Annotated in this window: 22 protein-coding genes, 2 pseudogenes and 1 riboswitch; of the genes and pseudogenes, 8 read left to right on the forward strand and 16 right to left on the reverse strand. The window is 56.4% G+C overall.

The window, feature by feature from the left end; genetic code table 11:
- The first annotated feature begins 318 nt into the window (after nt 1-318).
- Both DCH402_RS05450 and DCH402_RS05455 read left to right on the forward strand, forming a co-directional pair.
- Complete coding sequence (locus DCH402_RS05450) at nt 319-1,212, forward strand: NAD(P)/FAD-dependent oxidoreductase (RefSeq protein WP_040000239.1); 894 nt, start codon at nt 319-321, stop codon at nt 1,210-1,212.
- 98 nt (nt 1,213-1,310) lie between these two features.
- On the forward strand, nt 1,311-1,688 hold the full coding sequence (locus DCH402_RS05455; RefSeq protein WP_040000240.1) for an antibiotic biosynthesis monooxygenase family protein: 378 nt from the start codon (nt 1,311-1,313) through the stop codon (nt 1,686-1,688).
- 201 nt (nt 1,689-1,889) lie between these two features.
- Here the strand turns inward: DCH402_RS05455 and DCH402_RS05460 are convergent.
- Nucleotides 1,890-2,036, reverse strand: a pseudogene (locus DCH402_RS05460) (acyl-CoA thioesterase); the annotation flags it as partial.
- A gap of 141 nt (nt 2,037-2,177) precedes the next feature.
- Nucleotides 2,178-2,615: a winged helix-turn-helix transcriptional regulator gene (locus DCH402_RS05465; protein ID WP_233276322.1), complete on the reverse strand. Its 438-nt coding sequence runs from the start codon at nt 2,613-2,615 to the stop codon at nt 2,178-2,180.
- A gap of 65 nt (nt 2,616-2,680) precedes the next feature.
- Between DCH402_RS05465 and DCH402_RS05470 the strand changes: the two genes are divergently transcribed.
- Nucleotides 2,681-3,541, forward strand: a complete 861-nt coding sequence (locus DCH402_RS05470) for an SDR family oxidoreductase (RefSeq protein ID WP_040000241.1) — start codon at nt 2,681-2,683, stop codon at nt 3,539-3,541.
- 140 nt (nt 3,542-3,681) lie between these two features.
- On the opposite strand, the gene DCH402_RS05475 is transcribed toward DCH402_RS05470, so the two are convergent.
- The 13 genes from DCH402_RS05475 to DCH402_RS05535 form a co-directional block, all read right to left on the reverse strand.
- A complete protein-coding gene (locus DCH402_RS05475) occupies nt 3,682-4,317 on the reverse strand; it encodes a carbonic anhydrase (RefSeq protein WP_012768917.1) in 636 nt (211 codons plus the stop codon).
- 138 nt (nt 4,318-4,455) lie between these two features.
- A complete protein-coding gene (locus DCH402_RS05480) occupies nt 4,456-5,415 on the reverse strand; it encodes a YbgA family protein (protein WP_040000242.1) in 960 nt (319 codons plus the stop codon).
- A complete protein-coding gene (locus DCH402_RS05485; protein WP_040000243.1) occupies nt 5,412-5,942 on the reverse strand; it encodes a DUF3833 domain-containing protein in 531 nt (176 codons plus the stop codon). Before DCH402_RS05485 ends, DCH402_RS05480 begins: the two co-directional genes overlap by 4 nt.
- 175 nt (nt 5,943-6,117) lie before the next feature.
- Entirely contained in the window at nt 6,118-7,338 is a 1,221-nt protein-coding gene (locus DCH402_RS05490; protein ID WP_040000244.1) for an SAM-dependent methyltransferase, read from the reverse strand.
- Nucleotides 7,335-8,078, reverse strand: a complete 744-nt coding sequence (locus DCH402_RS05495) for a DUF1365 domain-containing protein (protein WP_040000245.1) — start codon at nt 8,076-8,078, stop codon at nt 7,335-7,337. Before DCH402_RS05495 ends, DCH402_RS05490 begins: the two co-directional genes overlap by 4 nt.
- The gene (locus DCH402_RS05500) at nt 8,071-9,333 is read right to left on the reverse strand and encodes an NAD(P)/FAD-dependent oxidoreductase (protein ID WP_040000246.1); all 1,263 of its coding nucleotides are present in this window, start codon (nt 9,331-9,333) and stop codon (nt 8,071-8,073) included. Before DCH402_RS05500 ends, DCH402_RS05495 begins: the two co-directional genes overlap by 8 nt.
- Nucleotides 9,330-10,049, reverse strand: a complete 720-nt coding sequence (locus tag DCH402_RS05505; RefSeq protein WP_040000247.1) for an SDR family NAD(P)-dependent oxidoreductase — start codon at nt 10,047-10,049, stop codon at nt 9,330-9,332. Before DCH402_RS05505 ends, DCH402_RS05500 begins: the two co-directional genes overlap by 4 nt.
- Nucleotides 10,046-10,480, reverse strand: a complete 435-nt coding sequence (locus tag DCH402_RS05510; RefSeq protein WP_040000248.1) for a nuclear transport factor 2 family protein — start codon at nt 10,478-10,480, stop codon at nt 10,046-10,048. Before DCH402_RS05510 ends, DCH402_RS05505 begins: the two co-directional genes overlap by 4 nt.
- Nucleotides 10,481-10,868: 388 nt before the next feature.
- Nucleotides 10,869-11,597: a MerR family transcriptional regulator gene (locus DCH402_RS05515; protein ID WP_040000249.1), complete on the reverse strand. Its 729-nt coding sequence runs from the start codon at nt 11,595-11,597 to the stop codon at nt 10,869-10,871.
- 195 nt (nt 11,598-11,792) lie between these two features.
- A complete protein-coding gene (locus tag DCH402_RS05520) occupies nt 11,793-12,932 on the reverse strand; it encodes a response regulator (RefSeq protein WP_040000250.1) in 1,140 nt (379 codons plus the stop codon).
- Complete coding sequence (locus DCH402_RS05525; RefSeq protein WP_040000251.1) at nt 12,925-14,022, reverse strand: HDOD domain-containing protein; 1,098 nt, start codon at nt 14,020-14,022, stop codon at nt 12,925-12,927. The genes DCH402_RS05520 and DCH402_RS05525 overlap by 8 nt, the downstream gene beginning before the upstream one ends.
- Nucleotides 14,013-15,128, reverse strand: coding sequence for a sensor histidine kinase (locus DCH402_RS05530; RefSeq protein ID WP_040003403.1), 1,116 nt, complete (start codon nt 15,126-15,128; stop codon nt 14,013-14,015). The genes DCH402_RS05525 and DCH402_RS05530 overlap by 10 nt, the downstream gene beginning before the upstream one ends.
- Nucleotides 15,121-16,245 (reverse strand): FIST N-terminal domain-containing protein, encoded by a 1,125-nt coding sequence (locus DCH402_RS05535; RefSeq protein WP_027711340.1) that lies wholly within the window; start codon nt 16,243-16,245, stop codon nt 15,121-15,123. The genes DCH402_RS05530 and DCH402_RS05535 overlap by 8 nt, the downstream gene beginning before the upstream one ends.
- Before the next feature lie 505 nt (nt 16,246-16,750).
- Here DCH402_RS05535 and DCH402_RS05540 point away from each other — a divergent pair.
- The 5 genes and pseudogenes from DCH402_RS05540 to psiE all read left to right on the forward strand — a co-directional run bounded on the left by DCH402_RS05540 (nt 16,751) and on the right by psiE (nt 20,112).
- The gene (locus DCH402_RS05540; RefSeq protein ID WP_040000252.1) at nt 16,751-17,530 is read left to right on the forward strand and encodes a DUF3750 domain-containing protein; all 780 of its coding nucleotides are present in this window, start codon (nt 16,751-16,753) and stop codon (nt 17,528-17,530) included.
- 247 nt (nt 17,531-17,777) lie between these two features.
- The gene (locus tag DCH402_RS05545; protein ID WP_040000253.1) at nt 17,778-18,197 is read left to right on the forward strand and encodes a VOC family protein; all 420 of its coding nucleotides are present in this window, start codon (nt 17,778-17,780) and stop codon (nt 18,195-18,197) included.
- Nucleotides 18,198-18,267: 70 nt separating this feature from the next.
- A riboswitch (TPP riboswitch) is annotated at nt 18,268-18,364 on the forward strand.
- 35 nt (nt 18,365-18,399) lie between these two features.
- A pseudogene (locus DCH402_RS05550) lies at nt 18,400-18,699 on the forward strand (hydroxyethylthiazole kinase); the annotation flags it as partial.
- Nucleotides 18,700-18,701: 2 nt separating this feature from the next.
- The gene (gene thiD / locus DCH402_RS05555) at nt 18,702-19,505 is read left to right on the forward strand and encodes a bifunctional hydroxymethylpyrimidine kinase/phosphomethylpyrimidine kinase (protein ID WP_040003405.1); all 804 of its coding nucleotides are present in this window, start codon (nt 18,702-18,704) and stop codon (nt 19,503-19,505) included.
- 199 nt (nt 19,506-19,704) lie between these two features.
- Nucleotides 19,705-20,112, forward strand: coding sequence for a phosphate-starvation-inducible protein PsiE (gene psiE / locus DCH402_RS05560; protein WP_012768942.1), 408 nt, complete (start codon nt 19,705-19,707; stop codon nt 20,110-20,112).
- A 185-nt stretch (nt 20,113-20,297) separates the two neighbouring features.
- Here psiE and trhP read toward each other — a convergent pair whose 3' ends face one another.
- Nucleotides 20,298-21,674: a prephenate-dependent tRNA uridine(34) hydroxylase TrhP gene (trhP, locus tag DCH402_RS05565; RefSeq protein WP_040000254.1), complete on the reverse strand. Its 1,377-nt coding sequence runs from the start codon at nt 21,672-21,674 to the stop codon at nt 20,298-20,300.
- Nucleotides 21,675-21,802 lie beyond the last annotated feature (128 nt).

The raw sequence follows: 21,802 nt of genomic DNA on the forward strand, positions 1-21,802 counted from the left end.
GCATAGTATCTAAAATGTGCAAGCCAATGAGTGCCAATGAGCAGGTTTCAACATGTTCTTCAATCACGTTTCCACGGCCTACCCGGCGATATTGAAGGTAGCGTTGTCCTGTTGGTTAACGCAGTGATGGCAACTCGCCGAAGCCCTGCTCGCGGCGCGTATCGCATGACGATAATGCACCGGCCTGCGAAACAAGGAGATTTCCATGAAACGACGATCCCGATTAGAAGCTGGCCGTGCTGCCCACCAGCGGCTTCGCCCATGCACAGTCCACCATTAAGCCCAGCACCTTCCATCAACAACATGGAACCCATTACCATGAATGACGTTATCATCATCGGCGGCAGCTTTGCCGGCCTCGCCGCCGCGCTGCAACTCGGCCGTGCCCGCCGTAAGGTCACCGTTCTCGATACCGGCCTGCCGCGCAATCGCTTCGCGGATCGCTCGCATGGCGTGCTCGGCCATGACCACAAGCTGCCGCAGGACATCCTGACCGAGGCTAGGCAGCAACTGACGCGCTATCCCACGATCAAACTGGTGAGCGCCCGGGCCGAGAACGTCTCCGGCGCCATCGACGATTTCTCTGTCCTCACCAGCGATGGCGAAAGCCTCAGAGCGCGCCGCCTGATACTGAGCTATGGCGTCGCCGACCAGATTCCCACTGTTCCGGGCTTTGCCGAAGGCTGGGGTTCGGACATCGTGCCCTGTCCCTATTGCGACGGCTTTGAAGTCGCCGACCGGCATTGGGGCCTCGTCTGGTCCGGCCCAATGTCGCACAACTACGTCAGGCTGTACCACGACTGGACCGACACGCTGACGGTCTTTGCCGATGGTCATGACATTCCAGCCGATATCCGTGCGGATCTGGCGCACCGCGGCATTCCCGTCGTCGATGGACGGATCACCAAAATCGACTATGACGCGAGCCATAACGCCACCATCAAGTTCGATGTCGCCCCCCCAGTCGCGGTCGACATCCTGTTCGCGCATCCGCGCAACAAGCCGTCCGCATGCCTGCATGAATCGCTGGGCCTCGCCACGGTCGATACGCCCCAGGGCATTGCCCTCAAGGTCGACGAGCGCCGTGAAACCAGTATGCCCGGCATTTACGCCGCGGGCGACCTCGCCAACCCCTCCATGCATTCGGTCACCACGGCGGCATGGCAAGGCGCCATGGCGGGTATCTCCGCCCAGCAGTCGATGCTGGTTTGAGAGTACAGATTACCTTCTCCGGTTGCCGCAGGCTTCTGAAGCCTGCTAGCCGCATTGATCACCCCAGTTTCGATTTCACAATAGATGGGAGTACTACCATGGAAGTTTTAAAGAAATTCAAGCCGCTAGACGATGAATTCCCGCTTGAGCGCCAACTGGGTATCTCGGCCGCGCCAATCGTACTCATCAACATATTCATGGTCGGTTCCGCCGACGAAGCGGGCTTTCTGGATGCCTTTACGACGGCTGCCGGAATCCTGACGAAGCAGCCGGGCTACATCTCCACCCAACTGCACCGGGCGATCGGCGATAGCCCGATCTTCCTGAACTATGTGGAGTGGGAGTCCACCGAGACGCTCCGCGATGCCTTCGCCCGTCCCGAGTTCATGGCGAAGGTTTCGGCCTATCCGCCATCCGTCTCAGCCAGCCCGCACCTGTTTCAGAAGGTCGCCGTCCCCGGCTTTTGCACGGCCTGAATCCAGCTATTTGATTTTATTTGGTTTTTATTGGCTGTTTATAATCGAGTGAGAAATGATCCCGCGTCTGGCATAGTCTGGCGCCACCATGCATAAAAATACACATAATTCATTGTAATAGATTGATTTTTTATTCTGCTATGGTCCGGCTGTTTGTCTCTCCATGCACCAGCTCTGGTGGCATGGAGGTACTATGCGGCTTTACAGCGCTAGCGCATTGGTCACGGCTTCTGGCATGGAAGGCCGGCCATTGATCAGGCAAGTCGCCACAAATGTGGCTTCTGCGTAAGTGATGCCGTCAACTTTAATCTGTTGAACGAAGTTAACGCGATTGCTTTTTTCGTTTTTTCTAGTCGCCCATTCCCGCGTCAGCCAGTTCATCACGTTGTATTCGCGCGGTTAGACTAAATGCAGGGTGGCTACAGGGGGCGGCATCGCTGGTCAGGGGGCGGCTGATCAGCGCCGGGAGGCCAGGCTCGCTCAGCTTCTTCATGGCCCTTTTTTGCTTATGCCGCTGAGTGGGCAGGTTGGCGCTTGTTTATGTCGGAGGCGGTCTGTTTCTCCCTCGCTCTCCTCTTCTGTGATCGCCTCATCAGGCACCAGATCGCCCCATGTTCGCATTGCTTCCAGAACATCTCGCAGCCTTTCGCCCAGCGGAGTGAGTGCATAGACAACGCGAGGCGGCGTTTCGGCGTACGCGGTTCGTGTGACCAGCCCATGACGTTCAAAGCGTTTTAGCCGATGCGTTAAGGTATGCGCACTAATACCGGGAAGCGCATCGCGTAATTCGGTGAATCGTCTGGGGCCGGACAGCAGTTCACGTATGATCAACGTAGCCCACGGCCCGTCCAGCAGGACCAGAAAGCGTGCGACGCCACAGCACGGCACTTTTTTTTCATTCATCGTGAAATATTCCCAATAGTGCATTTGACGTAACCAGTTTAATCAAAGCACCATTAAAACTCCATTAATTGCACTATTGAGGATGTTCGATGACTTTTGTGATCCATGGCGCTACCGGTGCTCAGGGCGCCCCGTTATTCAACCGTCTATGCCGCTCAGGTAAACCCGTGGTCGCTGCCGTACGTAACACCGCGGCAGTTAAAGATAGGCCCGCTCTTGCCGTCGATAATGCTGTGGTCGCATCGCTGGTGGCGGCTTATCGGGATGCCGAAGGGGTGTTCTTTCATCTGCCGCTGGCTTCAGAGGCCGAGCGTATTCAATACGCACACAACTTCGCCCAGGCGATAGCCCAGGCCAAACCGAAGCGAGTGGTCCTTTCCACCAGCGGCTATATTACCGATGAACCGCTGGACGCGATGCCGGCAGAATCAGACAGCGCGGTAGTTACCCTTATCAGAGAAGTGGCGAAGACCGGCGTCTCTTTTGCCGTCATTGCGCCGCATCTTTATCTGGAAAACCTTCTGCTGCCGATGGTGCTCGAATCCGTCAAGTCCGAGGGGATTCTGCGTTATCCATTGAGGGCTGACTACCCTGTGTCATGGAGTTCTCATTTGGATATTGCCGAGGCGGCCGAGCGGTTGTTAACCGACGCATCGGTCACCGGCGTCATCGGGGTGGGGGCATTACCCGGCCTGACCGGTATCGACCTGGCGAATGGTTTTTCGCAGCATTTTGGCCGGGAGGTAAAATTCGAGGGCATCAGCCCCGAAGCATTCGGTGAGCTGTTGCTCCCCTGGATCGGCGCAGACGCTGCGGCCGGCGTAGTCGCCGGATATCAGGCTAAGGCGCGTACATCCGGCAGTGTTATCCATCAGGCGACAAGCGGGCAGAAACTGCTGGGTTTGACGCCGCGTTCAGTACAACAGTGGCTGGCGGATGTCTCTGCCTGATGGCTCAATGATGGACTAAAGGTAACGCCTGTGCGGTTCGGCCATGAACGGCCGATCAGGGTAGAGTGCGGTTATGGGTAGTGATGCGCGTTTACGGCCCTGCCGCCGATAGGGCAGGGCCGTATGTTGACCAAGAAGGATTACTCGAAATAAACCTGTGGGTTCTCAGCCAGCGAGACGAACGTTTTGCTGTTTTTATCCAGCGCGCGTATCGCCCCGCTTTCAATGTCGTATACCCAGCCGTGCAGGCGTAATGCGTTATCACGCAACCCGACGGCGACGGAAGGATGCGTTTTGATGTTGTTCAACTGGGCGATGACGTTCTCTTCCACCATGGCGTTGACTTTATCGGTTTCATTATCCCAGCATTTTTTCTCTACGACGGCTTTCGCCGCGTCGGAATAACGTAACCAGTGCGCGACTGCCGGCATCGGATCGAGGCACTGGCAGGAGGCAATGGCTTTCATCGCCCCACAGTTGGAATGGCCACAGATGACGATATCGGTCACACCCAGCGCGACGACCGCGTATTCAATGGTAGCGGAAACCCCGCCGGGTTCCGGGCCGAAAGAGGGCACGATATTGCCGGCATTGCGGATAACAAACAACTGCCCGGGTTCCTGCTGAGTGATAAGTTCCGGCACCAGTCGGCTGTCTGAGCAGGAAATGAACAACGCTTTAGGGTTCTGGCTGGATGCCAGGCTGCGGAAGAGTTCCTTACGCTGAGGAAATATCTCTTTTTGAAAGCTGAGGAAACCCTCAATGATATGTTGCATAGCACGTTCTCTTTTTTGGCAGTGATCACGACATCATATACCCGTCATGTTTCAAATTGCAGGTGCTGTTGACGGTGTTAATAGATGGATTGCAGAGTCTTGCGACATCAGCGGCAGCGCCCCGTTTTTGAGTAATAATCAGGCCACCGCTAAGCGTAGCCCCAGATCTTCGGGGTACGGGTCAAAATAGTTTTGCGTCAGCAGATACTCGTCCGGGTGTTCCGCCAGATAGTGCTTCAGCAGCGTGAGCGGCGCAAGAATCGGCAGGCGTCCTGCCCGGTAGCCGATAATCACCGCGCGCAACTCCGCCCGCTGGCGGTTATTGAGCTGTTTACGGAAATACCCTTGAATGTGCATCAGCACATTGGTGTGGTTTTTACGCGAGGCTGGTTGCCTGAGTATCGCCATCAGTTTGTGGCGATAAGCAATGAAAAAGGCCTCGAGATCGTCCCACTCGTGAAGTCGGGCGACGAAAGGGCCTATCTCGCGGTAGCCTGCCTGATGGTGCGCCAGTAGCTGAAGTTTGTAGCGGCTATGAAACGCCAGCAGGGTTCGACGGGTTAATCCGTTATCGCGCAGTGTGTTCAGTTCATGCAGCGCAAACAGGCGTTCCACGAAGTTTTCGCGTAATACCGGGTCGTGCAGGCGGCCATCCTCTTCAACGGGAAGCCACGGGTAGGTTTTCAGCAGGGCGGCGGTAAACAACCCGACGCCTTCTTTGCGGCCGCGGTTGCCCCGTTCATCGTACAGCCGCACGCGCTCCATGCCGCAACTGGGCGATTTCGCGCAGACGATAAACCCGGCAAGGCGGCCGACGCCAGGCAGATAATCGGCGGCGAAATGGTTCATTTTTTCCGTCATATCCTGTTGCGGCGCATGGCTCATGCGCATACGGATATCACCATCGGCGGTCTGGATAAGGCGTAACGCCGGGCGAGGGACGGGCAGACCGATAGCCATCTCCGGGCAGACCGGCTGGAAAGTGACCCACGGCGACAGTTCATCCATCACGAAGCGCAGGCGTTTATGCCCGCCGTCAAACCGAATGGCCGAGCCGGTCAGACATCCGCTAATACCGATTACCGGTTTACTGTTCATGGCGTTGCCCCTTTACTGAAAAACAGCGTGACGTAGCCCGCGATAATGCCGAATTTCTTCATTTCCGTTTTATTAAACAGGTGATTTTCGTCTTGCAGGAACATCCAGTCATCAAAGTTGAGCAACCAGGTTGTGCCGTTCGCTTTCACGTTCATGCTGTACTGCCAGTGAAACGCATTGCCTGCCGCCTGACCGTAAGCGACGCCATCAATGTCTCCGGCGGTGCCCTCGTACCGGGAGCCGACCCGGCGGATATGCCAAACGCGTTGCTGGCGTTCGCCGTCGTCATAGACGAACTGCTCGTTAAGCGTCAGTGTGTCGCCCGCCGCTTCGCCGTGAATAACGACGTGAAAGCGGCGTAGTTGCTTGCCGCTGCGATCCTGCACCATCCCCCAGGCTTCCGTCCGGCCCTGAAAATAGTGAAAGATATCGAGCCGTGGTTGTTGAGCGCGGTAGTCGTTAATGTCGGTGCTACAGCCGGTTAGCAACATCAGCATCGCCACACTGAACAGCAGAAATCGTTTCATCGTTCACCCCCCAGTAATTGCCGGCGTAATTCGGGATAGCGGGTCTGCGGGCTCAGCCAAGCCAGTCGGCGGCGTGCGCCGAAGCGACGTTCAGAACGGCGATAAGCCCGACCAGCAAGCGGACGCGGCGCTTCATTTGCATCTGCGCTTTCCCGTCATCAGCCGCGTCGGCATGTCACACCCGCTCAGCGGTCAATTGCACCACACTGATGGTGCGCGCGTTAAAACCGGCTTCGCAGTAGCCAAAGTAATACAGCCACATGCGACGAAAGCGGGTATCGAACCCAAGCCGTTCGATATCCGGCCAGGCATGCAGGAAGCGCTGCCGCCAGTGCGCCAGCGTCTGGGCATAATGCGGGCCCATATCGAACAGATTGCGCAGCACAAAATCGGTATGGCGCGTCATCAGGTTGCTGATGGCGGTGACGCTGGGCAAAAAGCCGCCCGGGAAAATATAACGTTGGATGAAATCGACGCTTTTGCCGTAGTCGCGGTAGCGTTGATCCTGAATGGTGATCGCCTGAATCGCCATTTTTCCGCCGGGGCGCAGGCGTGCCTGACAAGTCTGGAAAAACTGCGGTAAAAACGCTTTTCCGATGGCTTCGATCATTTCTACCGATACCAGCTTGTCGAACTGGCCGGTGAGGTCGCGGTAATCGCACAAGAGCACGGTTACCCGCTCTTGCAGGCCGGCACGGGCAATACGCGCCTGCGCATAATCATACTGCTCGCGGGACAGGGTGGTGGTGGTCACCCGGCAGCCGTAATGGCGTGCGGCGAATTCCGCCAGTGCGCCCCAGCCGGTGCCGATTTCAAGCAGGTGATCGTCGGGCGTGAGTGTGAGCTCGTCACACAATCGCCGTATTTTCGCCTGCTGGGCGCCGGCGAGGTCCGGTGTGTCGGGGGTAAAGAGCGCGCTGGAATAGAGCAACGCCTCATCAAGAAAATACTGGTAAAACTGATTACCCAAATCGTAATGGGCGGCAATGTTGGCACGCGCCTGCCGGCGGTGATTGCGCCTTGTCCAGTGCCGTAGGCGCTCGAACGGTTGACTCAGTAAGCGGAAGCCGGACTCCAGCCGGCTCAGTACCCGGCTGTTGGCCGCCATGATGTGCAGTAACGCGGTTAGCTGGTCTGTTTCCCATTCGCCGTCCATCCATGACTCTGCCGCGGCGATACTGCCGCCGGTCAGCAGGCGTCGGTAAACGTCAGGCGAAAGGATGCTGACTTCGGCGCGCAGGGAAGCGGCGGCATCGCCAAAATGGAAGGTTTGACTGCCTTCGCGAACCGTCAGCGAACCCTGTTGTAAACCTGCCAGCAGGCGAAAAAGCAGCCGACGCGCAAAACGAATCGTGCGCGGTACATCGGATTCAAGCGCGAAAACGGGCTCGGTCATGAACGTTCACTCCTGCCGGCAGGGTGGTTATGAATAGGAACGCGTTTGAGCCACAGCAACAGCGCCTGCCAGTAAATAGCCGCGACGGTTTTGACGGTCATCAATGGAATGCCGAGCTGCATTTGGCGCAGATGCAGGCGCGTTAATGGCTTACGCGACAGCGTCAGTGTGGCGTCGAACACTTTTTCATCCTGATGGTTTTCACTGTGCATCTGATGGTTTTCGATGTGCATATGTAACGTTTTGTCGGGGCGGTTAAACCGCCAGTGATAGTCCATATTCATCGGGTTGAACGGCGAAACGTGGAACGCCTTGGCGATAGGGCGCGTATCCTGAGCATTAACCGCGTAATAGTGGCGTTCATTCCACGGCGTATTGCGCACTTCGGCCAGCACCCAGCGCAGGGTCTCGTCGGCATCAAAGCAGTAGTAAAAATTCACCGGGTTAAAATGAACCCCCAGGTAGCGCAACTGCGTTAACAGCATCACTTTGCCGTCAGGGCGCTCGCCGGTCAGTGTCGCCAGCCGGTCAAGGACGTTTGCTTTCAGCGGCGTGCCCAGCGGGTAGTCGCTGTCGTAAAAGGCGACGGTGGCAAAGCGGTTACGGCGAATCCCCAGCGACGGCAGGTTATCCAGATCGTCGAGATCCAGGTAAGCCATAAATACATCATAGCTAAACTGATGTTCGCGGGGTGACAAGCGCCGGTGACGCAAGACGCCCCGATAGAGACAGTTATTCATTGCTCCTCCAGTCGGCAATTCCCTTGACCACATCCAGCGCGCTGCGTACCCCATCTTCGTGAAAACCGTTGTACCAGTAAGCCCCGCAAAACCAGCTGTGCTGCCGGCCGTTAATCTGTGCGCGCCGTGACTGGGCACGCCAGCTTTTCGGGTTAAACAGAGGGTGTTCGTAGACAAAACGCTGCCAGATATAACGCTCATCGATAGGGGTATCGGGATTGAGCGTGACGCAGAATAAGGGGCTCCCCTCGGGCAGCCCTTGTAAAATGTTCATGTTGTAGGTGACGCAGGCGCTGGCTTGATCATCGCGATGCAGCCGATAGTTCCAACTGGCCCAGGCGCCAGGTCGTACCGGTAGCCAGCGTTTATCGCTATGCAAAACCACCTCGTTACGTTGCCAGCCGATATCGCCCAGAATCTCCGTCTCTTCGCGACTGGGGTTATCCAGCAGGGCAAGCGCCTGCGAAGAGTGGCAGGCGAAAATCACCTGATCGACCGCGAGAGTGCTGTCCGCCAGATGGATATCCGCCCCCTGAGCGTGGCGTACCACCTTTTTCACGGGTGTGTTGACGCAAAGCGTGAAGCGATTTTCCAACTGAGTGAGCAGGGCGCGCACGTATTCCCGTGAACCGCCGGGCACCACGTACCATTGCGGACGTTGCGTGATGTCCAGCAGACCGTGGTTGTCAAAAAAGCGCAAAAACAGCGCGAGCGGGAAGCGGCGCATCTCCTGCAATGAGGAAGACCAGATCGCCGCGCCCATAGGCAAAATATAGTGGCGGGCGAAAAAAGCGCTAAACCGGTGGCGCGACAAAAAGGTCTGCAACGTCTCGTCATCGCCGACCTGTTGGGTAACCGCCTGTTTCGCCAGGCGATTAAAGCGGACAATGTCTTTCAACAGCCCCCAAAAACGGGGATTAACCAGATTGCTGCGCTGCGCAAACAGTGAACGCAGCGAGTGGCCGTTATACTCAAGCCCGCTCGCCGGATTATGCACCGAAAAACTCATCTCCGTTTTTTGCCCGTGGATACCCAGTTCGCTCAGTAGCCCCATAAAACGTGGGTAGGTGCGATCGTTATAGACGATGAATCCGGTATCGATGGCATAGCTGCCGGAAGGCGTGGTGATATCTGCCGTAGCGGTATGGCCGCCCGGCGTAGCCGCGGCTTCCAGCATGATTACGTCATGGTGCCCCGCAAGCCGCCACGCGCAAGTCAGCCCGGCAATGCCACTACCGATAATAGCGATTTTCATGGTCTTACCATCCTGCGCAGGAGTGCGCGTTGAGCGATACCGGGAAGCCACGACAGCAGTCGCAGCAGTGCGCCGAATCCGGCTGGAAAAGCGATATGTGATTTGCCCGCCGTGATGCCGCGCCGTATCGCCGCCACCGCGTGTTCTACGGTGACGAGGCCCGGCATCGCAAAGTCGTTATTACGGGTAAGCGGGGTATCGACGAAGCCCGGCGAAACGACGGTGACGGCAATGCCTTTGGGCTCCCAGTCCAGCCGCAGGCTGTCGGCAAACCAGCTCAGCGCGGCTTTCGATGCGCCGTAAGCCTCTGCGCGTGGGAAGGGCAGCCAGTGAGCCATGGAACTGACCAGCACAACGCGGCTGCCGGGCGCCAGTTGCGCCTGCAAGGCCGCCAGGCAATTGATCGGGCCGATAAAATTGGTGTTGATGACCCTGGATACCCGTTCCGGGTCGATAACACCGTGGTCGATATATTCACAGGTTCCGGCGCACAGCACGGCCAGATCGACGCGGCAGTCGGCCAGTGCCGCATGGCAAGCCTGACTATTTGTCATATCGAATTGACGAATGGTGATATGCGGACTGTACTGACTCAGTGTGGTCAGGCGATCGATATCTCTGCCGCAGGCGATGACGGTATGGCCTTCGTCGGCCCAGGATTTCGCCAGCCCTTCGCCAATGCCCGAGCTGGCGCCGGTGATAAGTACCGTCATCATGCGCATACCCTCCTTTTCACGTGGCGAACCGCCCACCCCAGCACCGGCAGATGTTCATAAATCATTTCACCGGCATCGTAGAAATCACGCTGGTGCGTGATGTGCGTTTGTTGCAGCTCGACGATAGAGCATCCCGACAGCGACAACGGCTTGCCGCCGGCAATACGAGGATGTGACCAGTGCATCGTCCAGCTCATGGCAAAGCGATGGGTATCGCAGACGGGATCATCGACGGTGAAATAGCATTGCGCGGTGTTTTCCAGTAAATGGGCGAAATAGCGTTGTATGGCGGGCAACCCCCGATGCTGGCCAAACGGATCGACGAGCAGGGCGTCCGGGTGATAGATCGCAGGCAGTCTCTCCAGCGGCTGGGTATCCAACCCGGCATAAAAGCCGGCAAAGTTGTCGAATACGGTTCGTAGTGTGCTCATGGGCGTTACCCCTTGCAACGGGCAATTCTGAATCAAAACGGTATAATTAAAACTTACACAAACTCGGTTTTTTGTCTAAGTTTTTTGAGGATAATTTTGTATAGTTTTTTAAAATCATGATATTAGTATGGTCTTTGGCAGGCGGAAATACGGCTTGAAAAAGTGTGCCGGTATTGACGGCGTCGGTGCGAATAGCGAATAGCGAATAGCGAATAGCGAATAGCGAATAGTAAATAGCAAATAGCAAATAGCGGTGTGGTTCAGCGTTTGCCGGGCGTGGTATCTGGCGATGCGTGCGTTGAGGTGCGAGCTGGCAGCAAAGGAAATTCAGTCTCGGCGTGTTGACCGGCAAGGCTCATTCAGCGCTCAGGCAGCGTACAGCGGGTGTTTACAATAAGATAATTTCCAGCGAGGCAACCTGCTCGCGCCACTTTTCGATTTGTTTTTTGCGTGCCACCGTGAGTTTCCCACTGGTTACCAGCAGCCATTGCCTGTCCGGGAAAATTTCCGGCGCAGGCGTGGCTGGGGAAAGCGGCAGCACATTAATGCGATGGCCTTGTCCGGTGCGTTTCAGCGCTTCCAGCCAGATTTCACAGGGGTCGGTCAACTGCCAGCCGCCGATCAGATAATTGTCTCCGGGCGCTTTTCGGTCGCCTTCAAGACAAAACGAGGTGTAGGAAATAATGAGACCGTCGAGTATCTCCCGCAGCGTCATAATAGCGGGAATATTCGCCGATACGTGGCGTCGCAGCGGGCGTAATACCTCATTGACGACTTCCGGCCGGGGGTATTCGCGGCCGGTGTTGTAGATAAGCTGGCGCAGCGATTCAATGCGGCCTTCTCTGAGACGCTGGAGCATGGTTTCCTGCAATGTCGCCCAGTTATTGCTGCGTCGCGTCTGCGGGCGTTCCAGCAGCGGTTTAATCTGGCTGACGGGAACCCCTTTTTTTACCCAGTCGAGAATTTTCAACGCCTGTTGGACATCCGCATCGCTATACAGACGATGTCCCCCATCGGTACGCAGCGGTTTCAGCAGGCCGTAGCGACTCTGCCATGCCCTGAGCGTCGTGGCGTTAATACCGCAGAGTCTGGCAAATTCGCCGATGGAGTAAGACATAGAGTGCATCCGCTGAAAACTATTTTGTTTGATATATTACGAATATTTTAGCGCTGAATGAAGCCGGGCCGGCGTGCGTAGTTTGTGCGACGCGTTCAATATGTCTGGCGTGAAGTGAGGATAGGGGACTGGAGCATACAACAGAAAGCGCTATAACGGCGCTTTCTCCACGTAACTTGTGAGCATAACCTGATATCAAAGCGGCTCTGTGTCTGGAACCCCACTCACCCGTATCGGCTCTTTGACGGCGTTGACGGCGAGAAGACGCTGAAGAGCGGAGATCGCGGTGTCAGTGAGTTCATGGCCTTTGGTGAGCACCATTAAGTCGTTGGTGGTCCGGATGTCTTCATCCACCACCCAGCCGGGCTTCAATTCGCTAATGCGTGCAGAGCGAACGCCGGCCACGTTAGCGCGAAAATTAGTCAGGGTTTTGATGATGTACTCGGGGATCGGCGGCTTTACCGCGCGCAGGATTTCCCCTGGGTGCTCCAGACCCAGCCCCCGGGCTGCGTGGCGTTCCAGTTCAAGAGCGGCGCGCAAGAGCTGAGCGCCACGGATCACCTCTGTGGGCGCGCTGGATGGGGCCGGTTTGGCCTGGTAGCGGATAATCTCGGCTACCAGCTCAAGGCGGGGAATGTGTTCTACCAGACGACCCGCGACATCCGGATGTTCCAGGAGGAGTTTTTTCTCGTCCTCCGATAGCTTGCGCTGAGCTGCATCGGCCTGGACGATGTCGGCGGGGATACCGACACAGCCGATTTGGCTCAATGAGGCGGCAATGGTGTATATCCAACTATCGGGCCACTCCAGCTTGGGCAGTGCGTGGCGGACACAGGACTGGGCGAAGGCTGCCCGCTGAAAAGCCCATGGAGCAACCATGGCGAGCACGTCGGTTAGCGTTTTGACCGAGGCGGTAAGGGTGGTTTCCAGTAATTCCTTTTCCGCGCACACGAGACGATACTGACTGACGGCGTCGTTAAGCGTTGAAACCAGTTCCTCCTTGGGGCACGGTTTGCAGAGGTAGCGGAAGATGGCCCCCTTGTTGATGGCCGCGATGGAGGATTCCACGTCGGCCTGCCCGGTGAGGAGAATACGCACACTGTCGGGGGAGATTTCCCGCGCTTTGGCGAGGAAAGCGGCGCCGTCCATGCCGGGCATGCGCATGTCGGACATGATTACGGCAAAACGCTTACCCCAGCGAATGGCGTCCAGGCCGGCTTCACCACTGTGAGCCACAACTACGTCGAATTCGCCAAAGAGGTTTCGCTCCATTGCAGCGAGCACATTGGGTTCATCATCTACGCACAGCACCCGGGGCAAGGCAGTTTCAGTCATTGAGAGTTTCCTGCGTGTGGGCGAGCATCGCCTGCCACTGCGGCAGTTTGTTCAGCACGCCAGTTTGTTCGAGATAGTCCAGATCGAGGACACCGTTGTTGGCGAGAGTGACCGCGACATGCACGGCACCGATCACGCCGAAGGCTTTTTCTGTAGAACGGGAAGGCTGCGCATGACAGGCCACGGCTTCCACGATGTCCACGGGCAACCCCCACAAGGCCAGCAGATACGCGCCTACCGTGGCGTGTATGGGGGGGGTGCAGCGAGTTGTGGTGGTTTCATAGTTCACCTCCCTCATTTCGGGGATGAACAGCGCAATGTTGGCGAGTAAGGCGGCGGTCGCCTCCAGTCCTTGGTGGCCGGAAATGCGGGCTGCCAGGGTAGAAGCGAGCTGGGCGTGTTGTTGTAGCTGGTCCACATAGGGGGCCGTCTTCACATCTGCGAAGACCTGAGAAGCCAGGACGAGTAGCTTCACCTGATCCAGACCCAAGTGGGTGATGGCGTTGCCGATATCATTAATGTGACCGCCTCTGGCGAACCAGGCCGAGTTAGCAAGCTGCATAATCTTGGCGCTCAGAGCTGGATCACTGCCCAGCAGCCCGGCGATCTGTCGGGTATCACTGGCAGGATCGGCAAGGAGAAGGCTTATTTCGGTGAACACGTTGGGCGAGGCAGGCAGCCTGCTGGTGCGGCCCACTATCTCGACCAGCGTTGGGTCCTGAAACCTGTCGCGCAGGGCCAGAGCGTTGCCTACCATCGCCAGCAGCACCGTGCTGTCGCAGGGTTTGGAAACAAAGCGATGGGCCACGTCCAGCATGCGCAAGGTGGCCTCAGGCTCAGAGTAGCCAGACAGGATGATACGTATGGTGCCGGGCCAACGGTTGCGTACCTGAGAAAGCAGCTCTGCGCCATCCATGAAGGGCATGCGCATGTCGGATACCACTACGTCGGCCGGTTTTTCCTCCAGCATCGTAAGTGCTTCATGACCACTATTGGCGAAGCGGCATTCCCAGTCGGTGTCTTGCATCATGAGGGCCCGTTCAATACCGGAGAGCACCCGACTTTCGTCATCGACGAACATCACTTGCATGCAGGGCAATCCTCTTTGTGGCAGTGAAGGGGCAGTTGCAGGATGAACGTCGTGCCCACACCTTCTTCCGACTCGCAACGGATCCGTCCATCGTGTTTGTCCACTACGGTCGAATAGACAATGGCGAGACCCTGGCCCGTGCCTTTGCCTACGGCTTTGGTCGTGAAGAAGGGATCGAAGATGCGGTCGCGGATCCCGGCGGGAATACCGCTGCCGTCGTCTTTGATTCGGATCTCCATATGCTCGCCGTTCCGTGCTGCTGATACGATGATGTGGCCTTTTTCTTTGACGCCTTCCTGGATGGTGTCTGCGATAGCGTGGGCGGCGTTCACTACCAGGTTGAGAATGGACTGACCAATCATGTCGCGCAGACACGGCAGTTGCGGCAAATCGTCCTCGAAGCGTGTCTCAAGTTCCGCCACGTATTTCCATTCGTTGCGGGCGACGGTCACCGTGGTGTTGATGACCTCGCGCACATCCACCATTTCCTTCTCGTTATGAGAAGGGTGGGAGAATTCCTTCATGGCGGCCACGATCTTGGCAATATGACCCAGGCCCTCCAGTGATTCGTCTAAAGCGCTTGGAATCTGGCGGCGCAGGAACTCCACTTTAGTGCGCCTGAGGGCCGCATCGAATTCCAACACCGTGGGCTCTTCGGCCATTTTTCCCCGCGTAACCTCAGCCAGTGCCAGAGCGGAATCCAACAGGCTTAGCAGGGAAACGGTAGCGGTCTTAACGAAACCCACATTGTCGCAGACGTATTGGGTTGGCGTGTTGATTTCGTGGGCGATGCCGGCGGCGAGTTGGCCGATGGACTCCATTTTCTGCGCCTGTAGCAACTGGGCCTGGGTGAAGCGCAGCTCGGTCAGCGCTTTTTCTAACTCTTGTCGTTCGTTTTCCAACTCCAGGGTTTTACGGGCGACCACCTTCTCCAGGCCTACATTCTGCTCCAGGATGGCAAAAGGCGTTGCGTGACTGTGCCGGGCCTCCTGTGCGATGCGGCGCTTGAGTACATCAATAGTCTTGTCCCGGGCGGCGAGCTTGCGTTCGTATTCGGCAACGGAGAGTCCTATGACGGACGTTTCGGAAAATGTTCCTTCAGTCAACGTCTTGTCCTCCAATGGCGATGCCCGTGAATGTCTGATTCACGTGCAATCCGTTGTATTGCTCGCCGTAAGTGGAAAAGCCCACTACCCGGTTTTGCATCATGACGTTGCCAATCTGCTGTTCAAGCCCTTCCTGTTCGAACTGGAGACGACGCAGGATGCAATCGCAGCCAATGATTATCGCGGGCTCCGGAATTGTCTCGCGGACCTTGTCAAAGGCCTGCTGGAGGGTTTGGACCGGGTCCTCCGCTTTGCCGATAGCGACGATCAGTCCTTCCTCGATGGCGCAGTAGCAAGTGAGAGAGAGGTCTTCGTTCCACTTCTGTATGGAACGGACGTAGGGCTCATCGCCGAAAGAGAGCACCAGCGGGTGGCGGGAAAAGACGGTCGGCGTCAATTCGTTCACCGTCAGGCCCAGGGCTTCCGCGTAAACCTGAGCGGCAGGTTCGCCGTTTATCTCCAGGATGAGCCGCTTCTCCGGGTCGGCTTCGGTGATGACGAGCTCCACCTCGCTGGGCTCGAAGTGCTGCACCTTGAAGGTGGTGACGGGCGAACTGGTCTCGATAACGGCGAATACGGCTGCATCGGAAATGAATCGTCCATTTCCATCATAGACGTGAGTCTTCTCGAAACGCAGGTCATCGCCAGCGGAACCGCCGATGATAGGAACGTTGCCGATCTGCTGGTAGAGGTTCGCAACCAGGCGCTCTTCAACCATAGAAAGACCGTCTACCAGCAGCAGGCCGAAGCGATGCAGGTTCGGCCTGGCCTCGGTATCAAGGCGAATGGCTTCGGCGATGTCGGCTATTACCGAGGTGTAGTTAACCAAAGGCTGAATCATGAAGGCGTGAGTGCGAAAGTCTTTGCCCAGCCCCAGACCCAACAGTCCGGAGTGCTGGAAGCCTTCTATACCAATCTGACCAGAAGACGTGCAACCTATGCAGGAACAGGAGAAGGTGTTCTTCAACTCCCGACCCAGGATGTCCAGGTCGTAGTCTGGAGAACAGAAAAAAATGACGGTATCGATGCCTTCATGACCAATCTGGCTGGCAAACTCGGCGACAGCCTGAACCGGGTTCGGCGATTCGCTACTGGCATATTTGGGTTGGAAATTCATGACGAGTTTTCCTTGTACTAAGTAGAAGCCTTCGTCTGCGCTCCTGCATTCTTCAGTTATCCTCTGTCAGTATCCTTCTGCCCTTTTTCCCTCTTCAGAGAGGGTAGGCGGTGGTGGTGCAAATAGCAAATATGTAGAATTTTATCTTATCTATGGATATTAGCAGGGCTGCGCCTTCCATCGTTATGGATAGCCCTGTAATGCGTGCTGGTAGTCAGAAAATGCTACATGAACAGGCAGACAAACCGCCTTCGGGAAGAGTAAGTGCTTTCGGGCTATGGCACATCCAATGCGCTTATTCATAGTAGCGAAAATGAAAAATGATTATTTTCTTTGAACTGAACCTGGCTGGCACCGGTGATAAACGTTGCTTTAGCACTATGCATGAACTATGCATGAACCCCCGATGGCCAGGTTTATCCACGGTTGTTGCCGTCCGGCAGCGAGGCACGATAGGCTTAATCTTCTTTAAATTCCCCCGCATATTCAGGAGAAAACCGAAGCGATGAATTACCTCAAGGTAGTGGGTGTCGTTTTTATCGGTGTGTTGATTTTGTCATTTGGGCGCAGCCTGGCGCAGGCCACATGGCGTGAGGATAAGGCGAGCGTTTCAGGCCAGAGTATTTGGACGGCGCGACGCGACTCTGCCGGTATCGCGCCGGATCCGGCGGCTCTGAGCAATATTGCGATTGTGCAGGTTTATACCGCGCCTACCTACGGCTGGCGCGGGCTGGTGGCGGTTCACCCCTGGATTATCATCAAAAAAGCGGGGGAAACCCGTTTTCAGCGTTACGAGGTGATCGGTTGGGGCGGCGATGAGGTTATTCGCCGTAACTATAGCGTGCCCGACGGATTCTGGTTCGGCTCAACGCCGCGGTTATTGGTTGAACATCGCGGGGCGAGTGCCGCCGCCATGATCCCGAAAATAGAAGCGGCGATCAGCCGCTACCCCTGGCCGCACACCTATCACGCCTGGCCCGGCCCGAATAGCAATACCTTTATGGCGCATATCGGCCGGGAAGTGCCGGAATTGAAACTGGACCTGCCGGCGAATGCCATCGGTAAGGATTTTCGCTCGTTAACCCACCCGGTGGGATTGCCGCCGTCGGGAAGAGGTGTACAGGTTTCACTGCTCGGTGTGCTGGGCCTGACGCTGGGAGTGGAAGAGGGCGTTGAAGTCAACATTCTGGGGGCGAACCTGGGGCTGGATTTCAACCCGCCTGCGCTGCGTTTGCCGTTTATCGGCCGCCTGGGCTATGACAATACGACAACGCATGAAGGATAAACGCTGACGCAGCCACGTCTGGGTGGGTTGCCGTCCACTGGCAAAACGCAGCGGGGGGCTGTGATGGTGATTTCACAGTGGTAGTGATTTGATAAAAAATCACTTTTAATGAATAAATAGGCATTATCTTATAGATCTGGATCATCTTTTCCCGCCGCCAACGCGATTATGTTGGTCATTCCACTGCGCGAACGTGATGCGAACCGGAGTGGAAAACCACAGAATTCAATCGCCAGAAGGAGGGAACATGCTGGATCATTTGAGTATTCCGGTGTCTGATCTGAGTCGCAGTCGGCGGTTTTATGAGCAGGCGTTAAAGCCATTAGGGTTCGAACAGGTTAAGGACATGAAATTCGCCGTGAGCTTCGGCGTATTGATGGGATACGGCCTGTCTTCCGATCCGGGCGGCGAATTCTGGATTTTTCAGGGTGAGGTGCCATCGCACCCACCGGCGCATTTTGCTTTCAGCGCCGAATCGAGAGCGGAAGTGGATGCGTTTTTTGCTGCGGCGGTAGCGGCGGGCGGGGTGGATAACGGCCAGCCCGGCGTGCGTACTCAATATCACCCTGATTACTATGCCGCCTTTGTCCGTGATCCGGATGGCTACAATATCGAAGCGGTGTTTCACCGGGCGCCGTCGCTGGCCGGTAATCGTTTATGCGCTTAAATGCAACCTGATGGAGCGGAGAGCGTTTTTCTAACATTGACCTTTTGGGTGAATACTCCCAATAATGGTGTTCGTTGACTCGGGGTGCCCTTCTGCGTGAAGGCTGAGAAAAACCCGTATTACCTGATCTGGATAATGCCAGCGTAGGGAAGTCACGGTATCCCACCGGTACCGCCTTCTTTTCACGCCGGTTGGGAGGTTTATGAACACTCGACCTGTACTTTTCCCTGCCGCGTCCGTCGCGGATTCCCTTGACGCTTTCCGTTTGCGCGCACCGCTGGTGCACTGCCTGACCAATGAGGGGGTGCAGAGGTTTACCGCCAATGTGCTGTTGGCGCTGGGCGCCTCGCCTGCCATGGTGGTCGATGCCGGTGAAGCGGCGCAGTTCAGCGCGCTGGCTGACGGGCTACTGATTAATCTGGGTATGCTTGAAACCGACCGTGCGCAGGCGATGCGCGCGGCGGCGGCAAGCGCCATTGAGGCCGGTACGTCGTGGGTGCTGATATGAAACGCATCAACGCGCTAACCATTGCCGGCACCGACCCGAGCGGTGGTGCCGGTATTCAGGCTGACCTGAAAACCTTCTCGGCACTGGGAGCATACGGCACCAGTGTGATTACCGCGCTGGTGGCACAAAATACCCGCGGCGTGCAGTCGGTCTACCGCATTGAACCGGCGTTTGTCGGTGCCCAACTGGATTCTGTACTGAGCGATGTTCGCATTGACAGCGCGAAAATCGGCATGCTGGCACAGACGGATATTGTGGAAATGGTAGCAGACCGGCTGTTGCGTTACCCGGTGCCTTATGTGGTGCTGGATACGGTGATGCTGGCGAAAAGCGGTGATCCGCTACTGGCGCCGGAGGCAGTGGACGCGGTGCGCCGGTTGCTGTTGCCGCGGGTGTCGTTGATCACCCCCAACCTGCCGGAGGCCGCGGCGCTGTTGCAGTGTGCATTGGCGGCCGACGAGTCGGAAATGCGGCGGCAGGGGGAACGGTTGTTGGCGATGGGGTGCCGGGCGGTGCTGATGAAAGGCGGCCACCTGAGTGACCAGGAAAGTCCTGACTGGTTGTTCATGCCGGATGCGGAGGCGGTGCGGTTAAGCGCGCCGCGCATCAACACCCGGCATACGCATGGCACCGGTTGCACGCTGTCGGCAGCGCTGGCGGCGTTACGCCCGCGTTATGACAACTGGCCGGATACCCTGTCCGCCGCGCGGGCCTATCTGCAAGGGGCGCTGGAACAGGCGGATTCGCTGGAAGTCGGCCACGGTATCGGCCCGGTACACCATTTTCACCGCTGGTGGTGACGATGGCAGCCTGATCAAAGCGATAAGAAAATCAGATAAATAGTAAAAAATATTGCATAGACAGCCCGTTCATGACCCGGTAATTTTGTGATCTGCGTCAGATTATTGCCTGTGTGGCAGGGTTAACGCTTACCGGATTTTAGGAGATTTTTTTCTGAGTCGTATTTTTTCTCTGAATCATATTGTTGGGGAGATGCTCATGGCGGGTTCAGCGCGTGCGGTCATGATTGCCAAGGGGTTACAGACTATACTCAATTTCGGCCTGTTGATGCTGGCGGTGATTCTGGTGATTTTTCTGGGCAAGGAAACCTGGCATTTGGCGACGGTGCTGCTGGTCAGCAATGAAAAAGAATCGTCGTATATGCTGATCGAAAGCCTGGTGATTTACTTTCTCTATTTTGAATTTCTGGCGCTGATCGTGAAGTATTTTCTGTCCGGTTATCACTTCCCGCTGCGCTATTTTATCTACATCGGTATTACCGCCATCGTGCGGCTGATTATTGTCGATCATAAAAACCCGGCGGATACCTTCACCTATGCCGGGGCGATCCTGATTCTGGTGATCACGCTCTATCTGGTGAATAGCCCACGCCTGAAGCGGGAATAACCCGAAAAGAAAAAGCCAGCTCAAGGGAGATTGAGCTGGCCAAGGAGGTGGTTCCTAGTAGCATTACTACGCTTATTTTTCGTTTTCTATTTTCTCAGCGCTGCAATAATAACCAGTTAGCGATGCCATTGATGTGATCTGATTCTAAAAAAAGTCACAATTGGCACGATGTTGTCACCTTTTTGTTATTTTGCATGTGGATTACGGGTGTTGGTCCCCGGAAGATTACGCAGCAATAACGCGTATTCCAGTGCAACGTCATCCGGCACCGGCAGATACACGGTATGGCCGTCGCCCGGCGCGACATCGACAGCCTGACCTTTTTTGTTGAGCAGGGTATCGATAGTGAACCGGATGTTGCCGCCCGGCGTCATCATTTCCACGCTGTCGCCGCGGGAAAACTTGTTCTTGACCGCCACTTCCGCCAGTCCGTCGCGGCGCTCGCCGGTAAATTCCCCGACAAACTGTTGCTGGTCCGATACCGAGTAACCGTAGTCGTAATTCTGGTAATCCTCGTGGACGTGGCGACGCAGGAAACCCTCGGTATAGCCGCGGTGCGCCAGGCCTTCCAACGTTTGCAGCAGCGTCGGGTCGAACGGTTTGCCGGCGGCGGCATCGTCGATGGCGCGGCGATACACCTGCGCGGTGCGGGCACAGTAGTAGAACGACTTGGTGCGGCCTTCGATTTTCAGCGAGGCAACCTGCATGTTAGTCAGACGTTCCACGTGCTGAATGGCGCGCAGGTCGCGTGAGTTCATGATGTAGGTGCCGTGCTCGTCCTCAAACGCGCTCATGTATTCGCCCGGGCGCTGCTTCTCTTCCAGCATGAAGACCTTGTCGGTAGGCGCGCCGATGCCCAGCGTCGGTTCCGGCCGGGTGTCGTCGAGTTGTGTGACCGCAATCGGTTCATGGATGTGCACGATGTTACCCACCGTGTCTTCTTTGCCTTCCTGCACGTTGTATTCCCAGCGGCAGGCATTGGTGCAGGTGCCCTGATTCGGGTCACGCTTATTGATATAGCCCGACAGCAGGCAGCGGCCGGAATAGGCCATGCACAGTGCGCCGTGGACGAACACTTCCAGCTCCATGTCCGGCACCTGGGTGCGGATTTCCTCAATTTCTTCCAGCGACAGCTCGCGCGACAGAATCACCCGGCTCAGCCCCATCTGTTGCCAGAATTTCACCGTCGCCCAGTTTACTGCATTAGCCTGTACCGACAGGTGGATGGGCATCTGCGGGAAGTTTTCCCGCACCAGCATGATCAACCCCGGGTCGGACATGATCAGCGCGTCCGGGTTCATCTCGACCACCGGTTGCAGGTCGCGCAGGAAGGTTTTCAGTTTGGCGTTATGCGGCGCAATGTTCACCACCACGTAAAATTTCTTGCCCAGCGCATGGGCTTCATTGATGGCTTGCGCCAGCGTCTGGTGGTTGAATTCGTTATTACGCACACGCAGGCTGTAGCGAGGCTGGCCGGCATAAATTGCGTCAGCGCCATAAGCAAAGGCGTAACGCATATTTTTTAGCGTACCGGCCGGAGAGAGTAATTCCGGTTTGAACATGGTGTTTTCTCGAGTCTGATCACAGGTCAGGCTGTTCCCGGTTGGGAACAGTAAAGGCGGCAGATTCTAACGCCAACGGCAGGAAAAATCAGTAGTCGGCTTACAGAAAGTGCGACTATTGGAAACCG

The organism is Dickeya chrysanthemi NCPPB 402 (assembly GCF_000406105.1).
Taxonomy (GTDB): Bacteria; Pseudomonadota; Gammaproteobacteria; order Enterobacterales; family Enterobacteriaceae; genus Dickeya; species Dickeya chrysanthemi.